The sequence below is a fragment of the Nocardioides sp. Z40_12 genome, assembly GCF_058215795.1.
The window spans coordinates 91088-113183 of record NZ_JBZAJA010000008.1 but is presented as its reverse complement, the minus strand read 5'-3'; the positions used below and the strand labels follow the sequence as shown (position 1 = coordinate 113183).

19 protein-coding genes and 2 tRNA genes are annotated in these 22096 nt (G+C 69.1%); 8 read left to right on the top strand and 13 right to left on the bottom strand.

What is annotated here, in order from left to right:
* Positions 1–328: 328 nt before the first annotated feature.
* The 13 genes from AC4BG9_RS15455 to dnaA form a co-directional block, all read right to left on the bottom strand.
* On the bottom strand, positions 329–3037 hold the full coding sequence (locus AC4BG9_RS15455; protein WP_490572003.1) for a DNA methyltransferase: 2709 nt from the start codon (positions 3035–3037) through the stop codon (positions 329–331).
* 4 nt (positions 3038–3041) lie between these two features.
* On the bottom strand, positions 3042–3293 hold the full coding sequence (locus AC4BG9_RS15450) for a hypothetical protein (RefSeq protein ID WP_490572002.1): 252 nt from the start codon (positions 3291–3293) through the stop codon (positions 3042–3044).
* A gap of 316 nt (positions 3294–3609) precedes the next feature.
* A tRNA-Ala gene (locus AC4BG9_RS15445) sits at positions 3610–3685 on the bottom strand.
* A gap of 44 nt (positions 3686–3729) precedes the next feature.
* Positions 3730–3867, bottom strand: coding sequence for a DLW-39 family protein (locus AC4BG9_RS15440; RefSeq protein WP_490572001.1), 138 nt, complete (start codon positions 3865–3867; stop codon positions 3730–3732).
* A 65-nt stretch (positions 3868–3932) separates the two neighbouring features.
* Positions 3933–4009, bottom strand: a tRNA-Ile gene (locus AC4BG9_RS15435).
* A gap of 86 nt (positions 4010–4095) precedes the next feature.
* Entirely contained in the window at positions 4096–4623 is a 528-nt protein-coding gene (locus tag AC4BG9_RS15430) for a DUF3566 domain-containing protein (RefSeq protein ID WP_490572000.1), read from the bottom strand.
* A complete protein-coding gene (gene gyrA / locus AC4BG9_RS15425; protein WP_490571999.1) occupies positions 4623–7364 on the bottom strand; it encodes a DNA gyrase subunit A in 2742 nt (913 codons plus the stop codon). Before gyrA ends, AC4BG9_RS15430 begins: the two co-directional genes overlap by 1 nt.
* Before the next feature lie 56 nt (positions 7365–7420).
* Positions 7421–9517 (bottom strand): DNA topoisomerase (ATP-hydrolyzing) subunit B, encoded by a 2097-nt coding sequence (gene gyrB / locus AC4BG9_RS15420; protein ID WP_490571998.1) that lies wholly within the window; start codon positions 9515–9517, stop codon positions 7421–7423.
* A 268-nt stretch (positions 9518–9785) separates the two neighbouring features.
* Complete coding sequence (locus AC4BG9_RS15415; protein WP_490571997.1) at positions 9786–10403, bottom strand: DciA family protein; 618 nt, start codon at positions 10401–10403, stop codon at positions 9786–9788.
* The gene (gene recF / locus AC4BG9_RS15410) at positions 10396–11550 is read right to left on the bottom strand and encodes a DNA replication/repair protein RecF (protein ID WP_490571996.1); all 1155 of its coding nucleotides are present in this window, start codon (positions 11548–11550) and stop codon (positions 10396–10398) included. Before recF ends, AC4BG9_RS15415 begins: the two co-directional genes overlap by 8 nt.
* A gap of 7 nt (positions 11551–11557) precedes the next feature.
* A complete protein-coding gene (gnd, locus tag AC4BG9_RS15405) occupies positions 11558–12532 on the bottom strand; it encodes a phosphogluconate dehydrogenase (NAD(+)-dependent, decarboxylating) (protein WP_490571995.1) in 975 nt (324 codons plus the stop codon).
* A 65-nt stretch (positions 12533–12597) separates the two neighbouring features.
* Complete coding sequence (dnaN, locus tag AC4BG9_RS15400; protein ID WP_490571994.1) at positions 12598–13719, bottom strand: DNA polymerase III subunit beta; 1122 nt, start codon at positions 13717–13719, stop codon at positions 12598–12600.
* Positions 13720–14197: 478 nt separating this feature from the next.
* The gene (dnaA, locus tag AC4BG9_RS15395) at positions 14198–15739 is read right to left on the bottom strand and encodes a chromosomal replication initiator protein DnaA (RefSeq protein WP_490571993.1); all 1542 of its coding nucleotides are present in this window, start codon (positions 15737–15739) and stop codon (positions 14198–14200) included.
* A 552-nt stretch (positions 15740–16291) separates the two neighbouring features.
* Here dnaA and rpmH point away from each other — a divergent pair.
* The 8 genes from rpmH (at position 16292) to AC4BG9_RS15355 (ending at position 22075) form a co-directional block, all read left to right on the top strand.
* A complete protein-coding gene (rpmH, locus tag AC4BG9_RS15390; RefSeq protein ID WP_110180841.1) occupies positions 16292–16429 on the top strand; it encodes a 50S ribosomal protein L34 in 138 nt (45 codons plus the stop codon).
* A gap of 40 nt (positions 16430–16469) precedes the next feature.
* Positions 16470–16838, top strand: coding sequence for a ribonuclease P protein component (gene rnpA / locus AC4BG9_RS15385; RefSeq protein WP_490571992.1), 369 nt, complete (start codon positions 16470–16472; stop codon positions 16836–16838).
* 18 nt (positions 16839–16856) lie between these two features.
* On the top strand, positions 16857–17120 hold the full coding sequence (gene yidD, locus AC4BG9_RS15380) for a membrane protein insertion efficiency factor YidD (RefSeq protein ID WP_490571991.1): 264 nt from the start codon (positions 16857–16859) through the stop codon (positions 17118–17120).
* 36 nt (positions 17121–17156) lie between these two features.
* Positions 17157–18077, top strand: a complete 921-nt coding sequence (gene yidC / locus AC4BG9_RS15375; protein ID WP_490572107.1) for a membrane protein insertase YidC — start codon at positions 17157–17159, stop codon at positions 18075–18077.
* A 55-nt stretch (positions 18078–18132) separates the two neighbouring features.
* Complete coding sequence (locus AC4BG9_RS15370; RefSeq protein WP_490571990.1) at positions 18133–18663, top strand: Jag family protein; 531 nt, start codon at positions 18133–18135, stop codon at positions 18661–18663.
* A 35-nt stretch (positions 18664–18698) separates the two neighbouring features.
* The gene (gene rsmG / locus AC4BG9_RS15365) at positions 18699–19433 is read left to right on the top strand and encodes a 16S rRNA (guanine(527)-N(7))-methyltransferase RsmG (RefSeq protein WP_490571989.1); all 735 of its coding nucleotides are present in this window, start codon (positions 18699–18701) and stop codon (positions 19431–19433) included.
* A 447-nt stretch (positions 19434–19880) separates the two neighbouring features.
* The gene (locus AC4BG9_RS15360) at positions 19881–20972 is read left to right on the top strand and encodes a ParA family protein (RefSeq protein WP_490571988.1); all 1092 of its coding nucleotides are present in this window, start codon (positions 19881–19883) and stop codon (positions 20970–20972) included.
* Between the two features lie 140 nt (positions 20973–21112).
* On the top strand, positions 21113–22075 hold the full coding sequence (locus tag AC4BG9_RS15355; RefSeq protein ID WP_490571987.1) for a ParB/RepB/Spo0J family partition protein: 963 nt from the start codon (positions 21113–21115) through the stop codon (positions 22073–22075).
* Positions 22076–22096 lie beyond the last annotated feature (21 nt).

Genomic DNA, 22096 nt, shown 5'->3' with positions numbered 1-22096 from the left:
CACCGCCCCGTCAATACTCGTCACCTAGCCTTGAAATGACGCTCGGCCCGCCCCGAGGGGCGGACCGATCTACGGACCTTCGTAGCATGCGTGCCGCTCGGTTTTGAACCTTTCGAACGGCCTAGGGGGACCTGGATTGGGGACTCGTCAGAGTCCATCACCGTGTGTCATCGAGGGACGCTAACCGCGTGGCGGGACGCCGAGCTGACGGGTACAGGCTGTGGCAGGCGCCAGGAGGTGCAATCGACGACGAACTGCGCGTGGCACGGGGTACCCGACGCCCATCCTCGTGCCATGTCGCAGCGGAAGGACAAGGCAGTCAATCGGATCACGCGAAGGGGCTGTACTCCCTCCGCCCTTCAACGATGTCGCGGTTCAGGTCTGTGAGCCTGCGCACAATGTCGCGGTCGTCCTGGGCCATCGAAGCCGGCCAGCCGTAGCAGGCCGCCACCGCGACGTCGAGCTCGCAATGAAGATCTTTGAGATCGGTCCAGGCGCCATCGTCCACCGCGTTGTACAGCCGGGTCAGGCCGATGTGCTCGGCGAGGCAGATTTCGGAGCGCCGCGCCAACAGCCGCCGGCACAGATCGGCAACGCGCTCGCGCTGCACGTCGGTCACAGAATCAGGCCACGCGAATGTCATAAAGACGGATGACGGTGTGTAGCGAAGATCGCCCTTGAGCGTCGACGACTGTGCCCACGCCCACGCTCCATGCGTCCGGGACAGTAGAATCCCCATCGAGTAATCATCGTCAATCGCGACCACATCGGTCGCATTGCTGGCAAGAACCTCGGCGGAGACCCAGCCCAACGAAATCCGCTTCGCGTGTCCGGGAAGCGCCGCGAAGCGATCCAGGCCGTCTAGGGCACGGCGCATTGCCGTCCTCGGCTCAGCGAAGAGCCACCACTTCTCGCGGTAGCTCTTCCGCCGATTCCGCTCCCTCTCCGGTCGAACTCGCTCACGGACGATCTGCAACGCTCGGGGAAAGGCCATCGCCTGCTCAAGGGGCCGGAGGCCGAAGTCGATCACCCACCGGCTCGCTGCCTGCCCTGGATCATCAGTCAGGTCGCTCGCCGTCAGATACGGGCGGACGACGGGCACATAGTCGACCGTTGGGTCCGACCGCAGAGCAATCGCTTCCTCCGCCGAGATGATCAAGCCCTTGGCCTTCGGGCTCGGCCCCTCGAAACAGCGGTTCGCATTTGGAGGCAGGGCTACTGGGATCCAGTCGCGCCGCTCGTCTCGCAGGCTCGTCGAGATGGCCTCGGCCGGAACACCGTCAAGGGTGAACGTCCCCGGACTCCCTTCCTCTGGCTCGTCGACCCAGTTGACGATGCTGACGTGAACCTTCGCCTCGCCAGGCCACTTTTGGGTGGAGATTGCGTCGGTAATCACGCCGCCCGTCGCTTCGACATAGTCGAGCGACACCGACCGGCCAAGGTTCTGGGAGATTGAGTTCGTGCCGACGAGACCGGCGCGTTGCCCCGGCTTCAGATGGTCAGCAGTCCGGCGGAACCAGTATGTACAGAGGTCCTTCACCCCGACGCCGAACTCGCGCTTGAGCCACTCTACGTACGCGTCCCCAAGGCCACCGCGGACGTGGCTCGCCCCAAGGAACGGTGGGTTGCCGATGATGCAATCCGTGTCCGGCCAAGGCACGCGGAGCGCGTCCGCCTGCCGGATGGTGGAGAGATCCTGGAGCGGCAGCGCCGGCTCAGCGGCGCCGTAGAGGTCAATCATCTGGCGGTGGCCCATCCAAAGCGTGACCCGAGCGATCATGACAGCGCGACTCTCGATGTCGATGCCTTGCATGTTGCGCAGTGGGAAGTAGGGCTCGGGACCATCGGGCACGGGGAGGCCGGTCTCGGCGGCGAGGTGCCGGATCCGCTGCTTGAATTCGGACTCCAATGCTCGGAGCTCCCGGTAGGCGACGTAGAGGAAGTTCCCGCAGCCGCAGGCCGGGTCGAGGACCCTGAACTGGCAAAGGTCGTCGAGGGCTGCGCGTGCCTCGGCGGGTGTCGCCGCCGCGTCCATCCGCTCCCGCCAGGGCCGGATGATCGTCGGAGTGACGATCTTCATGATGTCGACCTCGTGCGTGTAGTGGGCGCCGAGCTCCCACCGGCGCTCGCGCCCAAGGACACCTTCGAGCAGGGAGCCGAAAATGGTCGGGTTCACTTTGCGCCAGTCGAACGCAGTGGCCTCGAGCAGCAAGTCGATCTCAGTCCGATTGAGCCCAACCTCAGCGGGCTGCGCAAACAGCTCGCCGTTGACGTACTGGGCACCGGCGAGTCGCCCGACCCGATTGTGTTTGCCCTTCTGGTTCAGCACGCGGAACAGGTGGCCCAGCTCGGCCGCAGAGCGCCCCGGCTGGTCCCGTATCTCATTGAGCGTCGACTGGAACGGGTACCCGTCCAGCATCGTGAGGTCCTCGGCGAACATGCACCAGACCGATTGCAGGATGAAACGCTGGAGCTCGTTCGGAGGCGCGGCGGATCGATCGACCAACGAGGCGAAGACCTGAGAGACGACCTTCGCCGCTTCCTTGGTGAGCTCCCGGTAGTGCTCGTTGAACGACGGCTCCACCATCGGACCGGCTAGGAACGCCAGCGCGTCGTACCGATCCGGCAGCTCGGCCAGCGTGAACTCGACGATCGGAGCGTCCGGGTAGCGGCCGTACTCCCAGATCGCGAAGTCCCGGAAATTGCAGATCACGATCCACCGGGCCGCGGGACGACCCGACGCGCGGTCCGAGGACGCCCGCCAGTAGCGCTCAACCTGACTCTGCGCGGTCGCCACCGAGACAGAGGGGGCCTTCATCTCGATCAGAGCAATACCTGGCCAGTGCAGGTCCATGAAGCCACCGGCAGCCGGCACGTAGGACTCAAACTCGGCCCCGAGCTCGCGGCGATCGCTCCCGTAGCACTCGAAGAGCTGGTTCAGGAAGGTCTGTGCCTCGGCCTTCTCAGTCCCGGAGTAAGAGCGCCACCGATCGACGAAGGTGCCTAGAGCTCGCTGGATCTCTTCCCCGTTGCGCACCTGATCAGATAAGCCGAGTGTCGGCTGCGTAGTAGGTGTCCTGCGTGAGCCGCTTCCGCACGCGCTCGAGCTCACGGATCGTGTCCCCGAGTGCGAGACCGGCGTTACCATCCACGCCATCCTTGACGACGACAGTCCGAGCCTTCTTCGCGCGGGTAAGCGCATACTCGATGTTCAGTAGGACGTCCGAGACCTCGGCGGCCGCGCGTTCGCGGGCGGTCTGGTCATCGCTGCGCTCGGGCGCTGGCTTGCTCATCGAACCCTTTCGCGTGGTGCTTCGCTGGTTACCTTAGAGCAGTCTCCCAGCCCGCGAGCGGTCGACGCCACTGCAACTTCTGGTCCTGTGGAGGCGACCTGCAGATCACATCCACAGGTTCCACAAGCCTGTGGCCCAGTTGTGGGTAGCGAACCGCTCATCCAACCGTCACGCCATTGGCGCGGACCACCTCAAGGTCATTCAGTTCGGGACGATGATCCCATCCTTCCCCCACCAGTCCCCCTAGCGCCCGATCCCGAACCAAACCAGAACACACTTGAAATGAAAGAAACCGCAAGGTGACCTGCGGTTTCTCTGGTGGAGCCTAGGGGACTCGAACCCCTAACCCCCTGCTTGCAAAGCAGGTGCGCTACCAATTGCGCCAAGGCCCCTGGTGAACCAGGTGGGTGCGGCTGCGCGTGTCAGCCGACCCGGTTCAGCTCGGCGGGGTGCTGGTGGTGACCGGGTCGGTGGCCTCGGCCCACAGGGCCTGCTCGGTGCGGCTCTGGTCGAGCTTCTTCTTCGCGAGGGTGGCACCGGCGGCGGCCAGCAGGATCAGCACGAGCTTCTTCACGGTGGTCTCCTCGTCTTCACCGGCCGGGAGTGACCTCGACGAGTGCCGGGGAGTCCGACCGGGGGTGGTGGGCCTAACAGGACTTGAACCTGTGACCTCTTCCTTATCAGGGAAGCGCTCTAACCGTCTGAGCTATAGGCCCTCCTCCGGCCGGGGCCGGACGACGTCACCGCCGAGGCGGTGACCGCGGGGAAGACTACCTGATCGGCTTCGGGAGCAACAAAACGCCTAGTGCTGGTCCTCGGCCAGGGTGACCTCCACGCCCCCGAGGAGCGCGGCGGACATGTTGTAGAGGAACGCCCCCAAGGTGGCGATAGCGGTCAGCAGGAAGACGTCGAGCACCGCCACCAGGGCGGTGAAGCCCAGGACCCGCGACATCCCGACGTACTCGGTGATGTCGAAGGCGCTGGGGGAGTCCTTGGGGTCGGCGACGCTCGCCACCGTCTCGTTGATGGAGTCCCAGACGCCCGCGGCACCCAGCACGAACCAGACGATGAAGACCGCGACGAAGGTGACGATGCCGAAGGCGACCGAGAGCAGGAACGAGGTCTTGGTCACCGACCACGGGTCGAGCCGGGTCAGGCGGAGCCGGGCCCGGCGGGGCTGCTTCTTGCCCGCCGTGGTCGGCCTCATGGTGGCGGTGTCGCGGTGTTCCTCCGCCGCCTTGCTCAGGGTGGCGCCGATCCGTCCGGGCAGCGCCGTCCGCACGACCGTGTCCTCGGATTCACGGCTGCGCGGACGTGCGCTCTCGGTCATCAGGAGTCACTCTCTGTGCTGCTCTCGGTGCTGCTCTCGGTCTGGGGGTCGGACTGCGGGTGGGAGCCCGCCTCGGCCTCGGTGACCTCCTCGGCCGTGACGTCCTCATCGATTGTTGCATCCTCGCGCGCTTCCATCGAGCGTGCGACCACGACGACCGAGTCCCCGGCCTTCGGACTGACGAACTTCACGCCCATCGTGGAGCGTCCGGTGGGGCGGAAGTTCTCGTTGATCGGGCTGCGCACGACCTGGCCGCCGGCGGTGATCGAGAGGATCTCGTCACCCTCCTCGACGATGAAGGCGCCGACCAGCTGGCCCCGCTCCGCGTTGGCCAGCGACATCGCCTTGATCCCGATGCCACCACGCGACTGCACGCGGTACTCCGGGATCGGGGTCCGCTTGGCGAACCCGCCGTCGGTGATGGTGAAGACGTACTGCGGGTGCAGGCCGAACCACGGACCCTGCTCGCCGACCGGCTGCTCGGCACCGCCGGACGTGGTCTCCGCCGCATCCTCCACCGAGACCCCCGCCTCGCCGGCGGCGTCCTCGGCCTCGACCTGGGCGGCCCGGATGATCGACATCGACAGCAGCGAGTCGCCGTCGCGGAACTTCATCCCGGTCACGCCGCCGGTAGCCCGGCCCATCGGACGCAGCTGGGAGTCGTCGGCGCGGAACCGCACCGCCTGGCCCTTGCGGGAGACCAGCAGGATGTGGTCCTCGGAGTTGACCAGCTCGGCGCCGATCAGCTCGTCGTCGTCGTGGCGGAAGTTGATGGCGATGACGCCGGCCTGACGCGGCGAGTTGTAGTCGGCCAGCCGGGTCTTCTTGACCAGCCCCTGCTTGGTGGCGAGCACCAGGTAGGGCGCCTGGTCGTAGTCGCGGATGGCCAGCACCTGCGCGATCGACTCGTCGGGCTGGAAGGAGAGCAGACCGGCGACGTGACCGCCCTTGGCGTCGCGGGACGCCTCGGGCAGGTTGTAGGCCTTGGTCCGGTAGACCCGGCCGGCGGTGGTGAAGAAGAGCAGCCAGTGGTGGTTGGTGGTGGCGATGAAGTGCTCCACCACGTCGTCGCCGCGCAGGGTGGCCCCACGCACGCCCTTGCCGCCACGCTTCTGGATCCGGTACTGGTCGCGGCGGGTGCGCTTGGCGTAGCCACCGCGGGTGATCGAGACGACCAGCTCCTCGTCGGGGATCAGGTCCTCCATGGAGAGGTCCCCGTCGGCAGCGATGATCTGGCTGCGTCGGTCGTCGCCGTGCTTGTCGACCACCTCGGTCAGCTCGGTGATCACGATCTGCCGCTGCCGGGCCTCGTTGGCCAGGATGTCCTTGTAGTCGGCGATCTCGCGCTCGAGATCGGCGAGGCGGTCGATGATCTTCTGCCGCTCCAGCGCAGCCAGGCGGCGCAGCTGCATGGTGAGGATCGCGTCGGCCTGGAGCTCGTCGACGTCGAGCAGCGCGATCAGCCCGGTACGGGCCTCGTCCACGTCGGGCGAGCGGCGGATCAGCGCGATCACCTCGTCGAGCATGTCCAGGGCCTTGACCAGGCCGCGCCAGATGTGGGCGTCGGCCTCGGCCTTGGCCAGCAGGAAGCGCGTCCGGCGCTGGATGACCTCGATCTGGTGGGTCACCCAGTGGCTGATGAACTGGTCGATGGTCAGGGTCCGCGGGACGCCGTCGACCAGCGCGAGCATGTTGGCGCTGAAGTTGGACTGCAGCTCGGTGTGCTTGAAGAGGTTGTTGAGCACCACCCGGGCCACCGCGTCGCGCTTGAGCACGACGACCAGCCGCTGCCCGGTGCGTGAGGAGGTGTCGTCGCGGACGTCCGCGATCCCCTGGATCCGGCCGTTGTCGACCAGCTCGGCGATCTTCAGCGCCAGGTTGTCCGGGTTCACCATGTAGGGCAGCTCGGAGATCATCAGGCAGGTGCGGCCCTTGGCGTCCTCGTCGATCTCCACCACGGCCCGCTGCGAGATCGACCCGCGACCGGTGCGGTAGGTCTGCTCGATGCCCTGGCGGCCGACGATCAGGGCGCCCATCGGGAAGTCGGGCCCCTTGATCCGCTCGATCATCGCGTCCTGGAGCTCCTCGCGCGAGGCGTCGGGGTGCTCCAGCGCCCAGATCGCGCCCTCGGCGACCTCGCGCAGGTTGTGCGGCGGGATGCTGGTGGCCATGCCGACCGCGATTCCGGCGGAGCCGTTGACCAGCAGGTTGGGGAAGCGGCTGGGCAGGATGGTGGGCTCGGAGGAGCGACCGTCGTAGTTGGGCTGGAAGTCGACGGTGTCGTGGTCGATGTCGCGGACCATCTCCAGCGCCAGCGGGGCCATCCGGCACTCGGTGTACCGCATGGCGGCGGCCGGGTCGTTGCCCGGCGAGCCGAAGTTGCCCTGCCCGTTGATCAGCGGGTTGCGCATCACCCAGGGCTGGGCGAGGCGGACCATGGTGTCGTAGATCGCGGAGTCGCCGTGCGGGTGGTACTGACCCATCACGTCGCCGACCACGCGCGAGCACTTGGAGAAGCCGCGGTCGGGCCGGTAGCCGCCGTCGAACATCGCGTAGAGGATCCGACGGTGCACGGGCTTGAGACCGTCGCGCACGTCCGGCAGGGCGCGGCCCACGATGACGGCCATCGCGTAGTCGATGTAGGAGCGCTTCATCGACGTCTGCAGCTCGATCGGCTGGATCCGGCCGTCGTCGTCGCCGCCGCCGTGGATCGTGGTGCCGCCCGGGGGAGTCTCAGTCACGTGTTCGTCTCTCTTGATCGGTTGATCTACTCGAATCTAAGGATCCTGCTAGAAACCTAGATATCGAGGAATCGGACGTCCTTGGCGTTGCGCTGGATGAAGGAACGCCGCTGCTCGACGTCCTCGCCCATCAGGATGGAGAAGATCTCGTCGGCCTGTGCCGCGTCGTCGAGCGTGACCTGCAGCATCAGGCGCTGGGTCGGGTCCATGGTGGTCTCCCACAGCTCGTCGGCGTTCATCTCGCCCAGACCCTTGTAGCGCTGCACGGGGTTCTCCTTGGGCAGCTTCTTGCCCTGCTCCAGGCCGTCGCGCATCAGGTTGTCGCGCTCGGCGTCGGAGTAGACGAACTCGTGCTCGTGCGGCTTGTTCCAGCGCAGCCGGTAGAGCGGCGGCTGCGCCATGTAGACGTAGCCGTGCTCGATCAGCGGCTTCATGAACCGGAACAGCAGGGTCAGCAGCAGCGTGTTGATGTGGTGGCCGTCGACGTCGGCGTCGGCCATCAGCACGACCTTGTGGTAGCGCAGCTTGTCGAGGTCGAACTCCTCGTGGATACCGGTGCCGAGGGCGGAGATGATCGCCTGCACCTCGGCGTTGCCGAGCACCTTGTCGATCCGCGCCTTCTCGACGTTGAGGATCTTGCCGCGGATCGGGAGGATCGCCTGGATGCGCGGGTCGCGACCCTGCTTGGCCGAGCCGCCGGCGGAGTCACCCTCGACGATGAAGACCTCGCACTCGCGGGGGTTGGTCGACTGGCAGTCGGCCAGCTTGCCCGGCAGTCCGCCGCCACCCAGCAGGCCCTTGCGGTTGCGGGCCAGGTCGCGCGCCTTGCGGGCGGCCATCCGGGCCGAGGCGGCAGCCTGGGCCTTGCGGATGATCTCCTTGCCCTCGTTGGGGTTCTGCTCCAGCCAGGCACCGAGCTGGTCGTTGACCACCCGCTGGGTGAAGCCCTTGGCCTCGGTATTGCCGAGCTTGGTCTTGGTCTGGCCCTCGAACTGGGGCTCGCCCAGCTTGATCGAGATGATGGCGGTCAGGCCCTCGCGGATGTCGTCACCGGAGACCCGGTCATCCTTCTTCTTGACCAGGCCCCACTCCTCGCCCCAGTTGTTGACCAGGGTGGTGAGCGCCGCGCGGAAGCCCTCCTCGTGGGTGCCCCCCTCGTGGGTGTTGATGTTGTTGGCGAAGGTGTGCACCGACTCGTTGAAGCTGGTGTTCCACTGCATCGCCACCTCGAGGCTCATGTGGCTCTGCGCGGTGGGCGGAGTCTGGGCCTCGAAAGAGATGACCGAGGCGTTCGCCCGGTCCTTGTTGCGGTTGAGGTGCTCGACGTAGTCGACGATGCCGCGCTCGAACTTGAAGCGGCGCTCGACACCCCCGCCGGCGCCCCGGCGCAGCGCGTTGTCGGCGGGCTCAGCCGCGTCGACGGCCACGGTGCCGTCCTCCACCGCGTCCGCGACGGCCTCGGCGGCCGGCCGCTCGTCGCGGATGATGATCTCCAGGCCCTTGTTGAGGAAGGCCATCTCGCGCAGCCGGGAGGTGATGGTCTCCAGGTCGAACTCGACGGTCTCGAAGATCTCGCGGGAGGGGTAGAAGATGATCGTGGTGCCGGTGCGCTCGCCGTCCTCCATCGGCCGGACCTCCGCGAGGTCGGCCTCGGGGACGCCGATGTGGAAGGTCTGGCGCCACAGGTGGCCGCGGTTCTTCACCTCGGCGATCACCCGGGTGGACAGCGCGTTGACCACCGAGATGCCGACGCCGTGCAGACCGCCGGAGACCTTGTAGCCACCTCCGCCGAACTTGCCGCCGGCGTGCAGCATGGTCAGCGCCATGGTGAGGGCGGAGATGCCCTCGGTCGGGTGGATGCCGGTGGGGATGCCGCGACCGTTGTCCTCGACCCGGACCCCGCCGTCCGCCTGGAGGGTCAGCACGATCCGGTCGCAGTGGCCGGCCAGCGCCTCGTCGACCGAGTTGTCGACGACCTCCCAGATCAGGTGGTGCAGACCCCGGGCACCGGTCGAGCCGATGTACATGCCGGGGCGCTTCCGGACCGCCTCGAGGCCCTCGAGCACCTGGATCGCGGAGGCGTCGTACTCGCCGTCGCTCGCCGTGCTCGACTGGCCGGGGTTCAGGTCTTCGACTGGCGACTCAGCACTCACGCGGTCCCTCTTCCACTCGCCCGCTCAGGGGCATCTCGACACACAGAAAGCCGCGACTACCAGAGTCCGCGACCCAGCGGCAAGTTTAGCGGCTAGGACCTCCTGAGGCATGCATCCGGGCCACAGATGGGGCGATCTGGGGACGAAATCGGCTCTGAGCGGTCCGAGAAGGCCCCTCCGAGCCCCGATCAGGGGTCCGGATGACTCCCTGTACGTCCGCGGGCCTCTCAGATCCGCACGACGCGGCTCTGGCCCGTCGGCCCCAGGCTCAGCCGTAGGTGTCTCGGGGCCCCCGGCCGCGGGTGGAACGTGGTCCCTTCTTCCACGACGGCAGGTGCGGGCCGAGCACCTCGATGACCACCACCGTGCCGTGCCCCAGCTCCTCGTTGAGCCGGCGCACCAGCTGGGGGGCGAGCATCCTGAGCTGGGTCGCCCACGCGGTGGAGTCGGTGCGCACCACCAGCTTGCCGTCGACCAGCGTCTCGGGGGTGCAGTGGTCGCCGACCTCCGCACCGATCAGCTCCGACCAGCGGGCGAAGACGCTCTGCACCTGGAGGTCGGTCTCCCACGCGCGGCTCCGGACCAGCCGCTCCAGGGCGCTGCCCAGCAGCTGGGGGTCGCGGTCGTCGGGGTGGGCCCCCGAGACCCGGCTCCGGCCCCGGGTGCGCGGCGCGAAGGCACTGCCCTGCCCTGCCTGCTTGCGCCGCTTGGCCGGCGGGGCGCCGGGGGAGCGCGACGTGGCCCGGGCCTGGGCCCGCGCCAGGTCGAGGCCGTCGTCGCGGTGCTCCTCGAGCTCCTCGATCCCCTTCGGCTCCCCAGCCTCGGGGGACCCCGCGCTCTCCTTCGCCTCCTCGCCCCCGACGGGGTCCGGCCGCACCTCAGCCACGGGTCACCCGCCCCTCGGCGACGTGGAAGCGGGCCCCGGCCAGGGCCTGCGGCACGTCCTCGGCGACCGCGGCGGTGACCAGCACCTGCTCCGCGCCCGCGACCAGGGCGGCCAGCTGCTGGCGTCGTCCGGTGTCGAGCTCGGCGAAGACGTCGTCGAGGATCAGGATGGGGTCGTCGCCCTCGCTGCGCAGCAGGTCGAAGGAGGCGAGCTTGAGCGCCAGCGCGACCGACCACGACTCCCCGTGGGAGGCGTAGCCCTTGACCGGCAGCCGGACGTCGCCGTTGCCCAGCACCAGCAGCAGGTCGTCGCGGTGCGGACCCACCAGGCTGACCCCGCGCTCCAGCTCGTCGCGCCGGCGCCGCTCCAGCTCGGCCAGGATCTGCCGCTCCAGGTCCTCGGCCCCCGGGGGCTCGGTCCACGGCTCCAGCTCGAAGGAGCACTTGTAGTCGATCTCGGCGTCGTCGCGCGCGGCACCGCGGGCCACCGCCTCGTAGGCCTTGCCGACGTAGGGGCGCAGGGACTCGACCAGCTCGAGCCGGTGGGCCAGCAGCTCGCCGCCCACCCGGGCCAGGTGGGAGTCCCAGACCGAGAGCGTGGAGAGCGCCGCCTCCTGCGAGGAGCCGCCGCGGCGCGCCGCGCCGGCGGTCTTGAGCAGCGAGTTGCGCTGGCGCAGGATCCGGTCGTAGTCCGCGCGGGCCCCGGCCAGCCTGGGGGTACGCAGCACCAGCAGGTCGTCGAGGAAGCGGCGGCGGTCGCTCGGGTCGCCCTTGACCAGGGTGAGGTCCTCGGGGGAGAAGACCACCGTGCGGACCAGGCCGAGCAGGTCGCGCGGTCTCGGCAGCGGGGACCTGTTGATCCGGGCCCGGTTGGCCCGGCCCGGGTTGAGCTCGACCTCCAGGGTCGCGGGGCGTCCGTCCTTGACCACCACCGCACGGACCAGGGCCTGGTCGGTGCCGGCGCGCACCAGCGGGGCGTCGGTGGCCACCCGGTGGGAGCCGAGCCGGGACAGGTAGTCGACGGCCTCGATGAGGTTGGTCTTGCCCTGGCCGTTGCGACCTATGAACGCCGTGGCGCCGGGCTCCAGCTCGACGTCGATGTCGGTGTAGGAGCGGAAGTCGTGGAGCAGGAGGTGCGAGACGTACACGGGGGTGCTAGCTCTCCGCGGCTTCGGTGTCGTCGCCCGCCCCGGCCTGGCGGGCGGCGCCGGCCTCTTCCGGCCCGGTGGCGCCGGCCACGTCGCCGCCCTCGGGGGCGGGGGTGCGCATGGCGTGGCCGCCGAACTGGTTGCGCATCGCCGCGATCGCCTTCATCGCCGGGCTGTCGTCCTGGCGGGAGACGAAGCGGGCGAAGAGCGCGGCGGTGATCGCGGGCACCGCGACCGCGTTCTCGATGGCCGCCTCCACGGTCCACCGGCCCTCGCCGGAGTCCTCGGCGTAGCCCTGGATCCCGGCCAGGCCGGGCTCGTCGTCCAGCGCGGCGACCAGCAGGTCGAGCAGCCAGGAGCGGATCACGGTGCCCTCGCGCCAGGAGCGGAGCACCTCGGTGGTGTTGTCGACGACGTCGACGGCCTCGAGCAGCTCCCACCCCTCGGCGTAGCTCTGCATGATCGCGTACTCGATGCCGTTGTGGACCATCTTGGAGAAGTGACCGGCGCCCACCTTGCCGGCGTGGACGGCGCCGAAGTCGCCCTCCGGCTTGAGGGTGTCGAAGGCCGGCTGCACCTTGGCGACGTCCTCGGGGGTGCCGCCGTACATCAGGGCGTAGCCGTTCTCCAGGCCCCAGACCCCGCCGGAGACCCCGCAGTCGACGTAGCCGATGCCCTTCTCCGCGAGCTGCTCGGCGTGCGCGACGTCGTCGGTCCAGCGGGAGTTGCCGCCGTCGACGACCACGTCGCCGGGGGAGAGCAGCTCGCCCAGCGCGGTCACGGTCTCGTGGGTCGGCCCCCCGGCGGGGACCATCACCCACACGACGCGGGGAGCCGACAGCTGCCCGACGACCGCCTCGAGCGAGTCGACGTCGCTGACCTCCCGGTTGTGGTCGAAGCCGACCACGGTGTGACCGCCGCGGCGCAGCCGCTCGCGCATGTTGCCGCCCATCTTGCCGAGTCCGACGAGCCCGATCTCCATGCGGATCCCTCCAGTGGTGTGACGGCTGGTCTGGCGCGACGGCGGGCGTGCCCGCGGCGAGGCCGCTAGGAGAGCAGTCTCCTCGGCATCAGCAGGTAGCGGAAGGCGTGCTCTGCGCCGTCGGTGGCGGAGATGACCACGGGCTTGGTCGCCTGGGTGAAGGCCAGGTCGACCTTCTCCCCGTCGAGGGCGCTGAGGCCGTCGAGCAGGTAGGTCGGGTTGAAGCCGGTGATGATCTCGCCGCCCTTGATCTCGGCCTCGATGGCCTCGGTCGCCTGCGCCTCGTCACCGGACTGGGAGTCGAGCACGACCTCCCCGTCGGCGAACTTCATCTGCACCGCCGTGTTGCGCTCGGCGACCAGGGCCACCCGCTTGACGGTGTCGATCAGGTCCTGGCGGTTGACCGTGGCCACGGTGAGGTGCTCGGCGGGGAAGAGGCTGCGGACCTTGGGGAACTCGCCGTCGAGCAGGCGGGTGGTGGTGCGTCGCACGCCGTCGGGGGTGGAGCCCTCGAAGCCGATGATCCCGTCGCCGCCGGCGGCCGCCAGCGAGATGGTCACGTCGCCGCCGAGGGTCTTGGCGGTGTCGCTGAGCACCTTGGCCGGGACCAGCGCGGCCAGGGAGGCGTCGGTCTGGGCCGGCGTCCAGGTGAGCTCGCGGTGGGAGAGACGGAAGCGGTCGGTGGCCAGCAGCGACATCCGGTCGCCCTCGATCTCGATCCGGACACCGGTGAGCACGGGGAGCATGTCGTCGCGGCCGGCGGCGGTGACCGCCTGGGCGACGGCCTTGGCGAACTCCTCGCCCTTGACCACGCCGCTCGGGGCAGGCACGGCGGGCAGGGAGGGGTAGTCCTCCACCGGCATCGTCTGCAGGCTGAACCGGCCGGAACCGCACTTGATCTCCAGCTTGGCGCCCACCACCTCGCAGTCGACGGGCTTGTGCGGGAGGCTGCGGCAGATGTCGGCCAGCAGGCGCCCGCTGACCAGGACCCGGCCCTCGTCGGAGACGTCGGCGCGGACCTCGGCCCGGGCGGAGGTCTCGTAGTCGAAGGACGAGAGCACAAGTCCGTCGTCACCGGCCTCGACGAGGAGACCTGCGAGCACGGGTGCGCTGGGACGCACGGGCAGGCTGCGTGCAGCCCAGGCGACGGCGTCGGCGAAGACGTCGCGGTCGACGCGGAACTTCACTTCGTTCCTCCGGATCTTGTGGTTCGAGCGTGGGGTGATCCTGCCATGCCGGGGCACAGGTTGTCCGCGCGGTGCCCAGGGAGGTCCGAAGGCCCGCCCGGTGCCGTCACCAGCGCTTCACCGCCGGTCTGCGTCGCTTCGGGCCGGCTCATCGAGGTGCTCCGGTTGGGGGCTCTCGAGGCGGTTGTCCCCAGGAATCGGTCCGGATGGTTGTTGATGAGAACTGGTCAATGGAGAGGTGAGTAGTCGTCATAGGGGTTGGGGAAACTGTGGAGAACCTCGATCGGTGCAGGTCAGCACGCCGCGGGCCTGTGTGCGTGGCCTGTGCACGGCCTGTGCACCCCTGCTGCGTCGTGTGAGCGAGCCGGAGTTCGTCCTCCGGTCCCGTGCAGGGGTGCACAGGGCTGTGGAGGAGAAGGGGTCCGGGAGCACAGGAATTACACAGGGGAGGCCGGCGTCGCGGTCGGCTCGTGGGGGATCAGCCCTGACGCGCCTGCATCTTGATCCGGTTGGTGAGCTCGCTGACCTGGTTGAAGACCGCCCGGCGCTCGGCGAGGAGCTGGTTGATCTTCCGGTCGGCGTACATCACGGTGGTGTGGTCGCGGCCGAACTCCCGGCCGATCTGGGGCAGCGACATGCTGGTCAGCTCCCGGCACAGGTACATCGAGATCTGGCGGGCGAGCACCAGGTGGCGCCCTCGGCTGGGGCCGCACAGGTCGTCGATGCTCACCCCGAAGTAGGCAGCGGTCTGGGCGATGATCAACGGCGAGGTGATCTCCGGCTCGCCGCCCTCGGGGATCAGGTCCTTCAGCACGATCTCCGCGAGGCTCATGTCGACCTCCTGCCGGTTGAGGTTGGCGAAGGCGGTGACCCGGATCAGCGCCCCCTCGAGCTCGCGGATGTTGGTCTGGATCTTGGAGGCGATGAACTCCAGCACGTCGGGGGGTGCGGTGAGCCGGTCCATCGCGGCCTTCTTGCGCAGGATCGCGATGCGCGTCTCGAGGTCGGGGGCCTGGACGTCGGTGATCAGGCCCCACTCGAACCGGTTGCGCAGGCGGTCCTCGAGTGCCTCGAGGAGCTTGGGCGGGCGGTCGGAGGTGAGCACGATCTGCTTGTTGGCGTTGTGCAGGGTGTTGAAGGTGTGGAAGAACTCCTCCTGCGTCTGGGTCTTGCCCTCGAGGAACTGGATGTCGTCGATCAGCAGGACGTCGACGTCGCGGTAACGGCGCTTGAACCGGTCCTGGCGGTCGTCGCGGATCGCGTTGATGAACTCGTTGGTGAACTCCTCCGACGAGACGTAGCGCACCTTGGCGCCGGAGTAGAGCGAGCGCACGTAGTGGCCGATCGCGTGCAGCAGGTGGGTCTTGCCCAGCCCGGACTCCCCGTAGACCAGGAGCGGGTTGTAGGCCTTGCCGGGCGCCTCGGCCACCGCGACCGCCGCGGCGTGCGGGAAGCGGTTGGAGGAGCCGATGACGAAGGTCTCGAAGGTGTACTTCGGGTTGAGCCGGGTCTCCAGCGAGCTGGGGGCGCTCGGGTGGACCGAGGAGTGGAAGCCGGGCCCGCCGGAGGTCGCGCCCAGGCCGGGGCGGAGGGGCTCGGGGCTGTGGCCGAGGCTCTCGCCCAGGGTCTGACCCGGGCGGTGGTCGGGGCGGTGGTCGGAGTAGGCGGGGGACTCCGCCAGCCCGCTGACGTCCCGGTCCCAGACATTTGTCGACATATCGTCTTGTTGCTTTGTCGGCTCATCCGGGGCGACCGGGAGTGCCTGGTCCTCCAGGGCCGGGTTGACCGTCACCGCGATCCGGATCTCGCGGTGGAAGCGGACGCTGAGGGAGTCCTCGAGCTGCGCGCGCAGCCGGCCCTCCAGCTGACCGCGGGTGAAGTCGTTGGGCACCGCGATGATGGCGGTGCTCTCGTGCAGGGTCACCGGCTCGCTGGCGCGCAGCCAGGCCCGCTGGTTGGGCTGCAGCTGGTCCACCACGCTGCGCCACACGGTGGTCAGGTCGACCGGCTCGTTCTCCACGTCTCTCCCTTGTTGCCCGGCTGCTGGATCGTCCTTGTGGACGGAGGTCTGCCGCGCTCCGCGAGGTGGCGGGACAGGTCATCGGTCCACAAGGTTATCCACAGGTGTGCATCTTGCCCCATTTGGATGATCGCTCCCTGTCCCGACCTCCGCCGAACAGGAGACGCACCTGCTGTTCTCGCAGGTCAGACGCGGTTTTGATCCGTCTTCTGAGCTGTGCAGCGCCGGCGCCGCGAGGAAGGGGAGGAGCGTGGAGAGATCGCGGGACGTGGTGAAAAGTAACAACGTGGCCCGCGCCTGGGCAAGCCGTCATCCACAGGCCTGGACGAGCCGCACCGGGGGCCGGGTCGCGTGGGTTTGACCCTGGTTCTCCGCTCCGCGTACCGTTGGCAGGTCACCCGACGTCCGCTCGTGGTCGACCGGTGCCGCATGTCCACGGATATTCACGCCCAGACCATCGGCGTGTGCCGTGGGGAGGCGGTGCCAGCCGAAGCTTGGCGCACCGAACCCCCGCCGGAGTGGACACCCGCAGAGACACATCGGAGAGAGCTCGTGAGCAAGCGCACCTACCAGCCCAACAACCGTCGCCGCCACAAGGTGCACGGTTTCCGCCTGCGGATGCGCACCCGTGCCGGCCGCGCCATCCTGTCGGCGCGGCGCCGCAAGGGTCGCAACAGCCTGGCTGTCTGACGCCGGGCCCACGCGGACCCGTCCAGACGTCGAGCACCGCATGCTGCCGAGATCCGCTCGCCTCACCCGCGAGGCCGGATTCCGGCAGGCGGTGCGGGGCGGCCGGCGGGCCGGGTCCGGGACCCTGGTCGTGCACTGGCACGACGGCGGCACCGGACCGGTCCAGATCGGGTTCGTGGTGAGCAAGGCGGTGGGCAACGCCGTGGTTCGCAACCGCGTGAAGAGGCGACTACGCCACCTGACCCGGGAGCACCTCAGGGAGCTCCCGGGTCGTGGCGTGCTCGTGGTCCGTGCGCTTCCCGACTCCGCGTCGGCGGCCTCCGGGCGCCTGGCCGCGGACCTCGACCGGTGTCTCGGTCGGGTGCTGGAGGTTCCGGTGCGGACCCGCGGGCCCGGCGAGGGAGCCTGATCGCGTGAGGCGCACCCGGTGAAGTACCTGTTGATCGGTCTGCTCCGGCTCTATCGCGCGGTCATCAGTCCGCTCTACGGTCAGGTCTGCCGGTACCACCCGACCTGCTCGGCCTACGCCCTCGAGGCGGTCACCCGGTACGGCGCCGTCAAGGGCAGCTGGCTCGCCGTCCGGCGGCTCGCCCGCTGCCACCCGTGGTCCCCTGGGGGCTACGACCCCGTTCCTCCCCGCGACACCCCGTCCCACGCCGGGGCCGCCTCACCCCCTACTCGAGGAGCTTGAGTGCTCGACTTCTTCGGAGCCATCGGCAGCGCCATCATGACGCCGCTCTACTACGTCATCTCCGTGGTGATGGTCGGCTTCCACAACGTGCTGGGGCGGGTGTTCGACCCGCAGGGCGGTGCGTCGTGGGCCCTCTCCATCGTCGGGCTCACCCTGGTCATCCGCGCCGCGCTGATCCCGCTGTTCGTCAAGCAGATCAAGTCGAGCCGCAACATGCAGCTCATCCAGCCCAAGGTCAAGGAGCTGCAGAAGAAGTACGGCCACGACCGGGAGCGGCTGGCCCAGGAGACGATGGCGCTCTACAAGGAGGCCGGCACCAACCCGTTCGCCTCCTGCCTGCCGATCCTGCTGCAGATGCCGATCTTCTTCGCGCTCTTCCGGCTGATCGACAACGCCGCCAACGGCAGGGCGCGCGGGGTGATGACCGAGAAGCTGGCCGAGGACTTCGGTCAGGCCGAGCTGTGGGGCATCGTCCCGATCTCGAGCCGGCTCACCGAGGCGTGGGGCAACGAGTGGGTGGTCGTGGCCTTCGCCGCGGCCCTCGTGCTGGCGATGACCGCCACCACGTTCCTTACCCAGCGTCAGCTGATGAGCAAGAACATGCCCGCCGACGCGTTGAGCGGGCCGTACGCCCAGCAGCAGAAGATGCTGCTGATCGTGCTGCCGGTCGTCTTCGCGGTTGGCGGTGTGGCCTTCCCGATCGGGGTGCTCATGTACTGGACCACCTCGAACCTGTGGACCATGGGCCAGCAGTTCTACGTCATCCGCAACAACCCGGCTCCGGGCACGCCGGCCTTCACCGCGAAGCAGGAGCGCGACAAGGCCAAGGCGGCCAAGAAGGGTCTGCCGATGCCGGGCGAGGAGCCGGGCGCGGTGGCGATCGAGGAGCCGGAGGCCCCGCGCGGACCGCGCCCGCAGCCGAAGCGCCAGAGCCGCTCCAAGCGCAAGAAGCGCTGACCCACGACTGTCGGCGGTTCGACCGCCAAACCCATCACGACGCAGGGAGAATCGCGTGACCGAGACCGAGAACGACGTGCACGGCGACGAGCCGGACGCCCAGGAGTCGGCAGCCGGCCGGCCCGGCAAGGTCGAGCGCCTGGAGCAGGAGGGCGACATCGCGGCCGACTACCTCGAGGAGCTCCTCGACATCGCCGATCTCGACGGGGATCTCGACATGGACGTCGAGGTGGACCGGGCGTCCGTCTCGATCGTGGGGGCCGACCTCTCGATGCTGGTGGGCCGCGACGGTGAGGTGCTCGAGGCACTCCAGGAGCTCACCCGCCTGGCCGTCTACCGGGAGACCGGCGAGCGGTCGCGCCTGATGCTCGACATCTCCGGATACCGCGAGCAGAAGCGCCGGGACCTGATCGCTCTGGCCGAGGGTCTCATCGCCCAGGTGCGCGAGTCGGGAGTGGCGATCGAGCTGGAGCCGATGTCGTCCTTCGAGCGCAAGGTCGTGCATGACGCCGTCAAGGCCGCTGGCCTGGTGTCCGAGTCCGAGGGCGCCGAGCCCCGACGCCACGTGGTCATCCTGCCGAAGTGAACGACGACGTTTCACGTGGAACCACGGACGGGTCCGTGACCCCGGCCCCCCTCTCCCCTCCTCCCGAGGCGGTCAGGGGGGTTGTCGGTTCCGACCGGCTGCCGCTGCTCGTCCGGTATGCCGAGTGGTTGGCCGGGGACGGGGTGGTGCGGGGCCTGATCGGTCCCCGCGAGGTTCCGCGGCTGTGGGAGCGTCACATCCTCAACTGCGCCTGGCTGGCCGACCTGATGCCGCCGCAGGCGAGCGTCTGCGACCTCGGCTCGGGGGCGGGGTTGCCGGGGATGGTGCTGGCGATCGTGCGACCCGACCTGTCGGTGACGCTGGTGGAGCCGCTGCTGCGGAGGACCGTCTTCCTGGAGGAGGTCCGCGAGGATCTCGGGCTCGACAACGTGGAAGTGGTGCGCGGCCGTGCCGAGGCACTGCACGGGGAGCGTCTCTTCGACGTGGTGACCTCTCGGGCGGTGGCGCCGCTGCCGCGCCTGCTGGACTGGTCGATGCCGCTGGTCGACGCGGGAGGCGCCATGGTGGCGCTGAAGGGATCGTCGGTGGAGGACGAGGTGGCGCACGCCGGCAAGGACCTGCGCCGTCATCGCTGCGGCACCCCGGAGATCGTGGTCCTGGGCGGTGCCGAGGCAGAGGTCCCGACGTTCGCCCTGCGGGTTTCCCGCTCGGATCCGGGAGCGCTACCTTTGGTCGGCACCCGACGCAGCCAGGACCGTGGTCCCGGTCGTGCGGGGGGCAAGAAGAATTCCCGAGCTCGACGCACGTAGGAGGGGCGGAGTGCGGGGGCCAGTCCCTCGTGGTCCACCTTGATGGAGCGCTGCGGCGGCTCGGGTCGTCAGATAGGACAGCGGCCCGGTATGGGCGTGCGGCCGCGGTCCCCATGGGTCGCGGTGTGTCAGAACATTGAGCGGTGAAGATGTGAAGGGGTCGACCACGTGACCACAGATGAACGAGGGTCCGCCTCCGGCGACGGCAAGTTTTCCACCGACGCGTCACTGCCCGCTGAGCGTGGAACAGGCTCGTTATCCACCGGTTATCCACAGGCTGGTGGTTTCTCCACAGGTCCTGTGGGAATTGGGGAAATCGGCGACTCGGCCGGTGTTTCACGTGAAACACCCAGGGTCGGTGATCCTGTTTCACGTGAAACCGGCACCTCGGTGAACGCGAGCGAGACGGACGGCGCCGGGTTACGGGCCCCCGCCTCCGGACATCTCGTGGACGTCCTCGGCAGCGTCACCCCGCGTCCCGAGGCGCCGCCGACGCCCGCCTGGGTCGGCGACCGGCCGACGGTGGACCGTCCCACGGAGGAGGCCGCGCGGGCCTCTGCCTCCCGACCAGCCGCCGACGCCTCACGGGCTTCGACCCCCCGAACCGCCGGTCAGATCGCCGACCGTGCCCAGAGCACCTACGACAACAGCACCCCCCTGGCCCGAGCGGCCGAGAACGTGGTGCTGGCACGTCGCGGGGCCCTGGGCCGCTCGGGTCCCACCCGGCCCGAGAGCACCCGGGTGATGGTGGTGGCCAACCAGAAGGGCGGTGTGGGCAAGACCACGAGCACGGTCAACCTGGCCGCCGCGCTGGCCCAGCTGGGCCAGCGGGTCCTGGTGATCGACCTGGACCCCCAAGGGAACGCCTCGACGGCCCTCAACGTGGAGCACCGCCGCGGTGTTCCGTCCACCTACGACATGCTCGTCGACACGGTGCCGATGCTGGACGTGGTCACCACCTGCCCCGACCTCGCCAACCTGTGGGTCGTGCCGGCGACGATCGACCTCGCCGGGGCGGAGATCGAGCTGGTCAGCGTGGTGGCCCGGGAGAACAGGTTGCGCAAGGCGATCCACGGGCACCCCTGGGTCGGGCACGCCGCGGAGGTCGGGGACGACCGGTTCGACTACGTCTTCGTGGACTGCCCGCCCTCGCTCGGACTGCTCACCCTCAACGCCCTGGTCGCCGGCGACGAGATGATGATCCCGATCCAGGCCGAGTACTACGCCCTGGAGGGCCTCGGCCAACTCCTCGAGACCGTGGAGATGGTGCGCAAGCACCTCAACCCCGACCTGGCGGTCTCGACGATCCTGCTCACCATGTACGACGCCCGCACCCGGCTCGCGGCCGGTGTGGCCGGTGAGGTGCGTGAGCACTTCGGGGACACGGTGCTCAAGACGATGGTGCCCCGGTCGGTGCGCGTCTCGGAGGCGCCGTCCTACGGTCAGACGGTGATGACCTACGATCCGGGTTCCCCAGGTGCGTTGTGCTACCTGGAGGCCGCCCGGGAGATCGCGAGCAAGGGAGCACCCACCCCATGAGCAACAGCCCGAAGCCTCAGCGACGTGGGCTGGGTCGAGGCCTGGGCGCGCTGATCCCGACCGCTCCGGCCGACAGCGATCCCCGAGAGACCCCGTCGGCCGGCGCCGGCGGACAGGGAGGTGCTGGAGCGGGACCCGGCTTGCTGGACCCGCGGGCCGATGGTGCGCCGAGGGCTGCGGAGGGTCCCGGTGCCTCGCCCGGCACCGACGCCACCGACCAGCGGTACGCTCACCGCCGCGGCCCGGCGGACGGCCACGCAGCCGGGCGCAGCGACCAGACGGGCGACGTGGTCGCCGGCGCGTACTTCCGCGAGATCCCCATTGCCGAGGTGCGGCCCAACGCTCGCCAGCCGCGTCAGGTCTTCGAGGAGGAGGCGCTGGCCGAGCTGGTGCACTCCATCCGCGAGGTGGGCCTCCTGCAACCGGTGGTCGTGAGGCCGTCGGAGGCCGGCGGCTTCGAGCTGATCATGGGCGAGCGCCGTTGGCGGGCCTCCCAGGAGGCGGGCCTGGAGCTGATCCCGGCGATCGTCCGGGAGACCGACGACGCCGACATGCTGCGGGACGCCCTCCTGGAGAACCTGCACCGCTCCCAGCTCAACCCTCTGGAGGAGGCGGCGGCCTACGGCCAGCTGCTGGAGGACTTCGGGTGTACGCACGAGGAGCTCGCGCAGCGGATCGGCCGGTCGCGCCCCCAGATCTCCAACACGCTGCGGCTGCTCAAGCTGAGCCCGGCCGTCCAGCGCCGGGTCGCGGCCGGTGTGCTGAGCGCGGGCCACGCCCGGGCGCTCCTGGCGGTCGAGGACGGCGACCTGCAGGACAGGCTGGCCCAGCGCGTGGTTGCGGAGGGCATCAGCGTCCGTGCCCTCGAGGAGATCGTCTCCCTCGGCGACCACGGGAAGTCGCCACGCCCGGCGCGACGCTCCCGACCCACCGCGCCGGGACTGGTGGACCTGGCCGACCGTCTCTCCGACCGTTTCGAGACGCGGGTCAAGGTCGACCTGGGCAAGTCCAAGGGCAAGATCACCGTCGAGTTCGCCTCGATGGACGATCTGCGTCGCATCGTCGACGTGATGGACCCCGGCAGCCGGTCCACGGAGACCTGAAACTCACCGATAAAGCAACAA

Bases quoted from the DNA above. Each gene is read 5' to 3' on its own strand.
- rnpA (WP_490571992.1), top strand. From the start codon at position 16,470: ATGCTGCCGAGATCCGCTCGCCTCACCCGCGAGGCCGGATTCCGGCAG.
- gnd (WP_490571995.1), bottom strand. From the start codon at position 12,532: ATGGAGATCGGGCTCGTCGGACTCGGCAAGATGGGCGGCAACATGCGC.
- yidC (WP_490572107.1), top strand. From the start codon at position 17,157: ATGACGCCGCTCTACTACGTCATCTCCGTGGTGATGGTCGGCTTCCAC.
- AC4BG9_RS15450 (WP_490572002.1), bottom strand. From the start codon at position 3,293: ATGAGCAAGCCAGCGCCCGAGCGCAGCGATGACCAGACCGCCCGCGAA.
- AC4BG9_RS15430 (WP_490572000.1), bottom strand. From the start codon at position 4,623: ATGACCGAGAGCGCACGTCCGCGCAGCCGTGAATCCGAGGACACGGTC.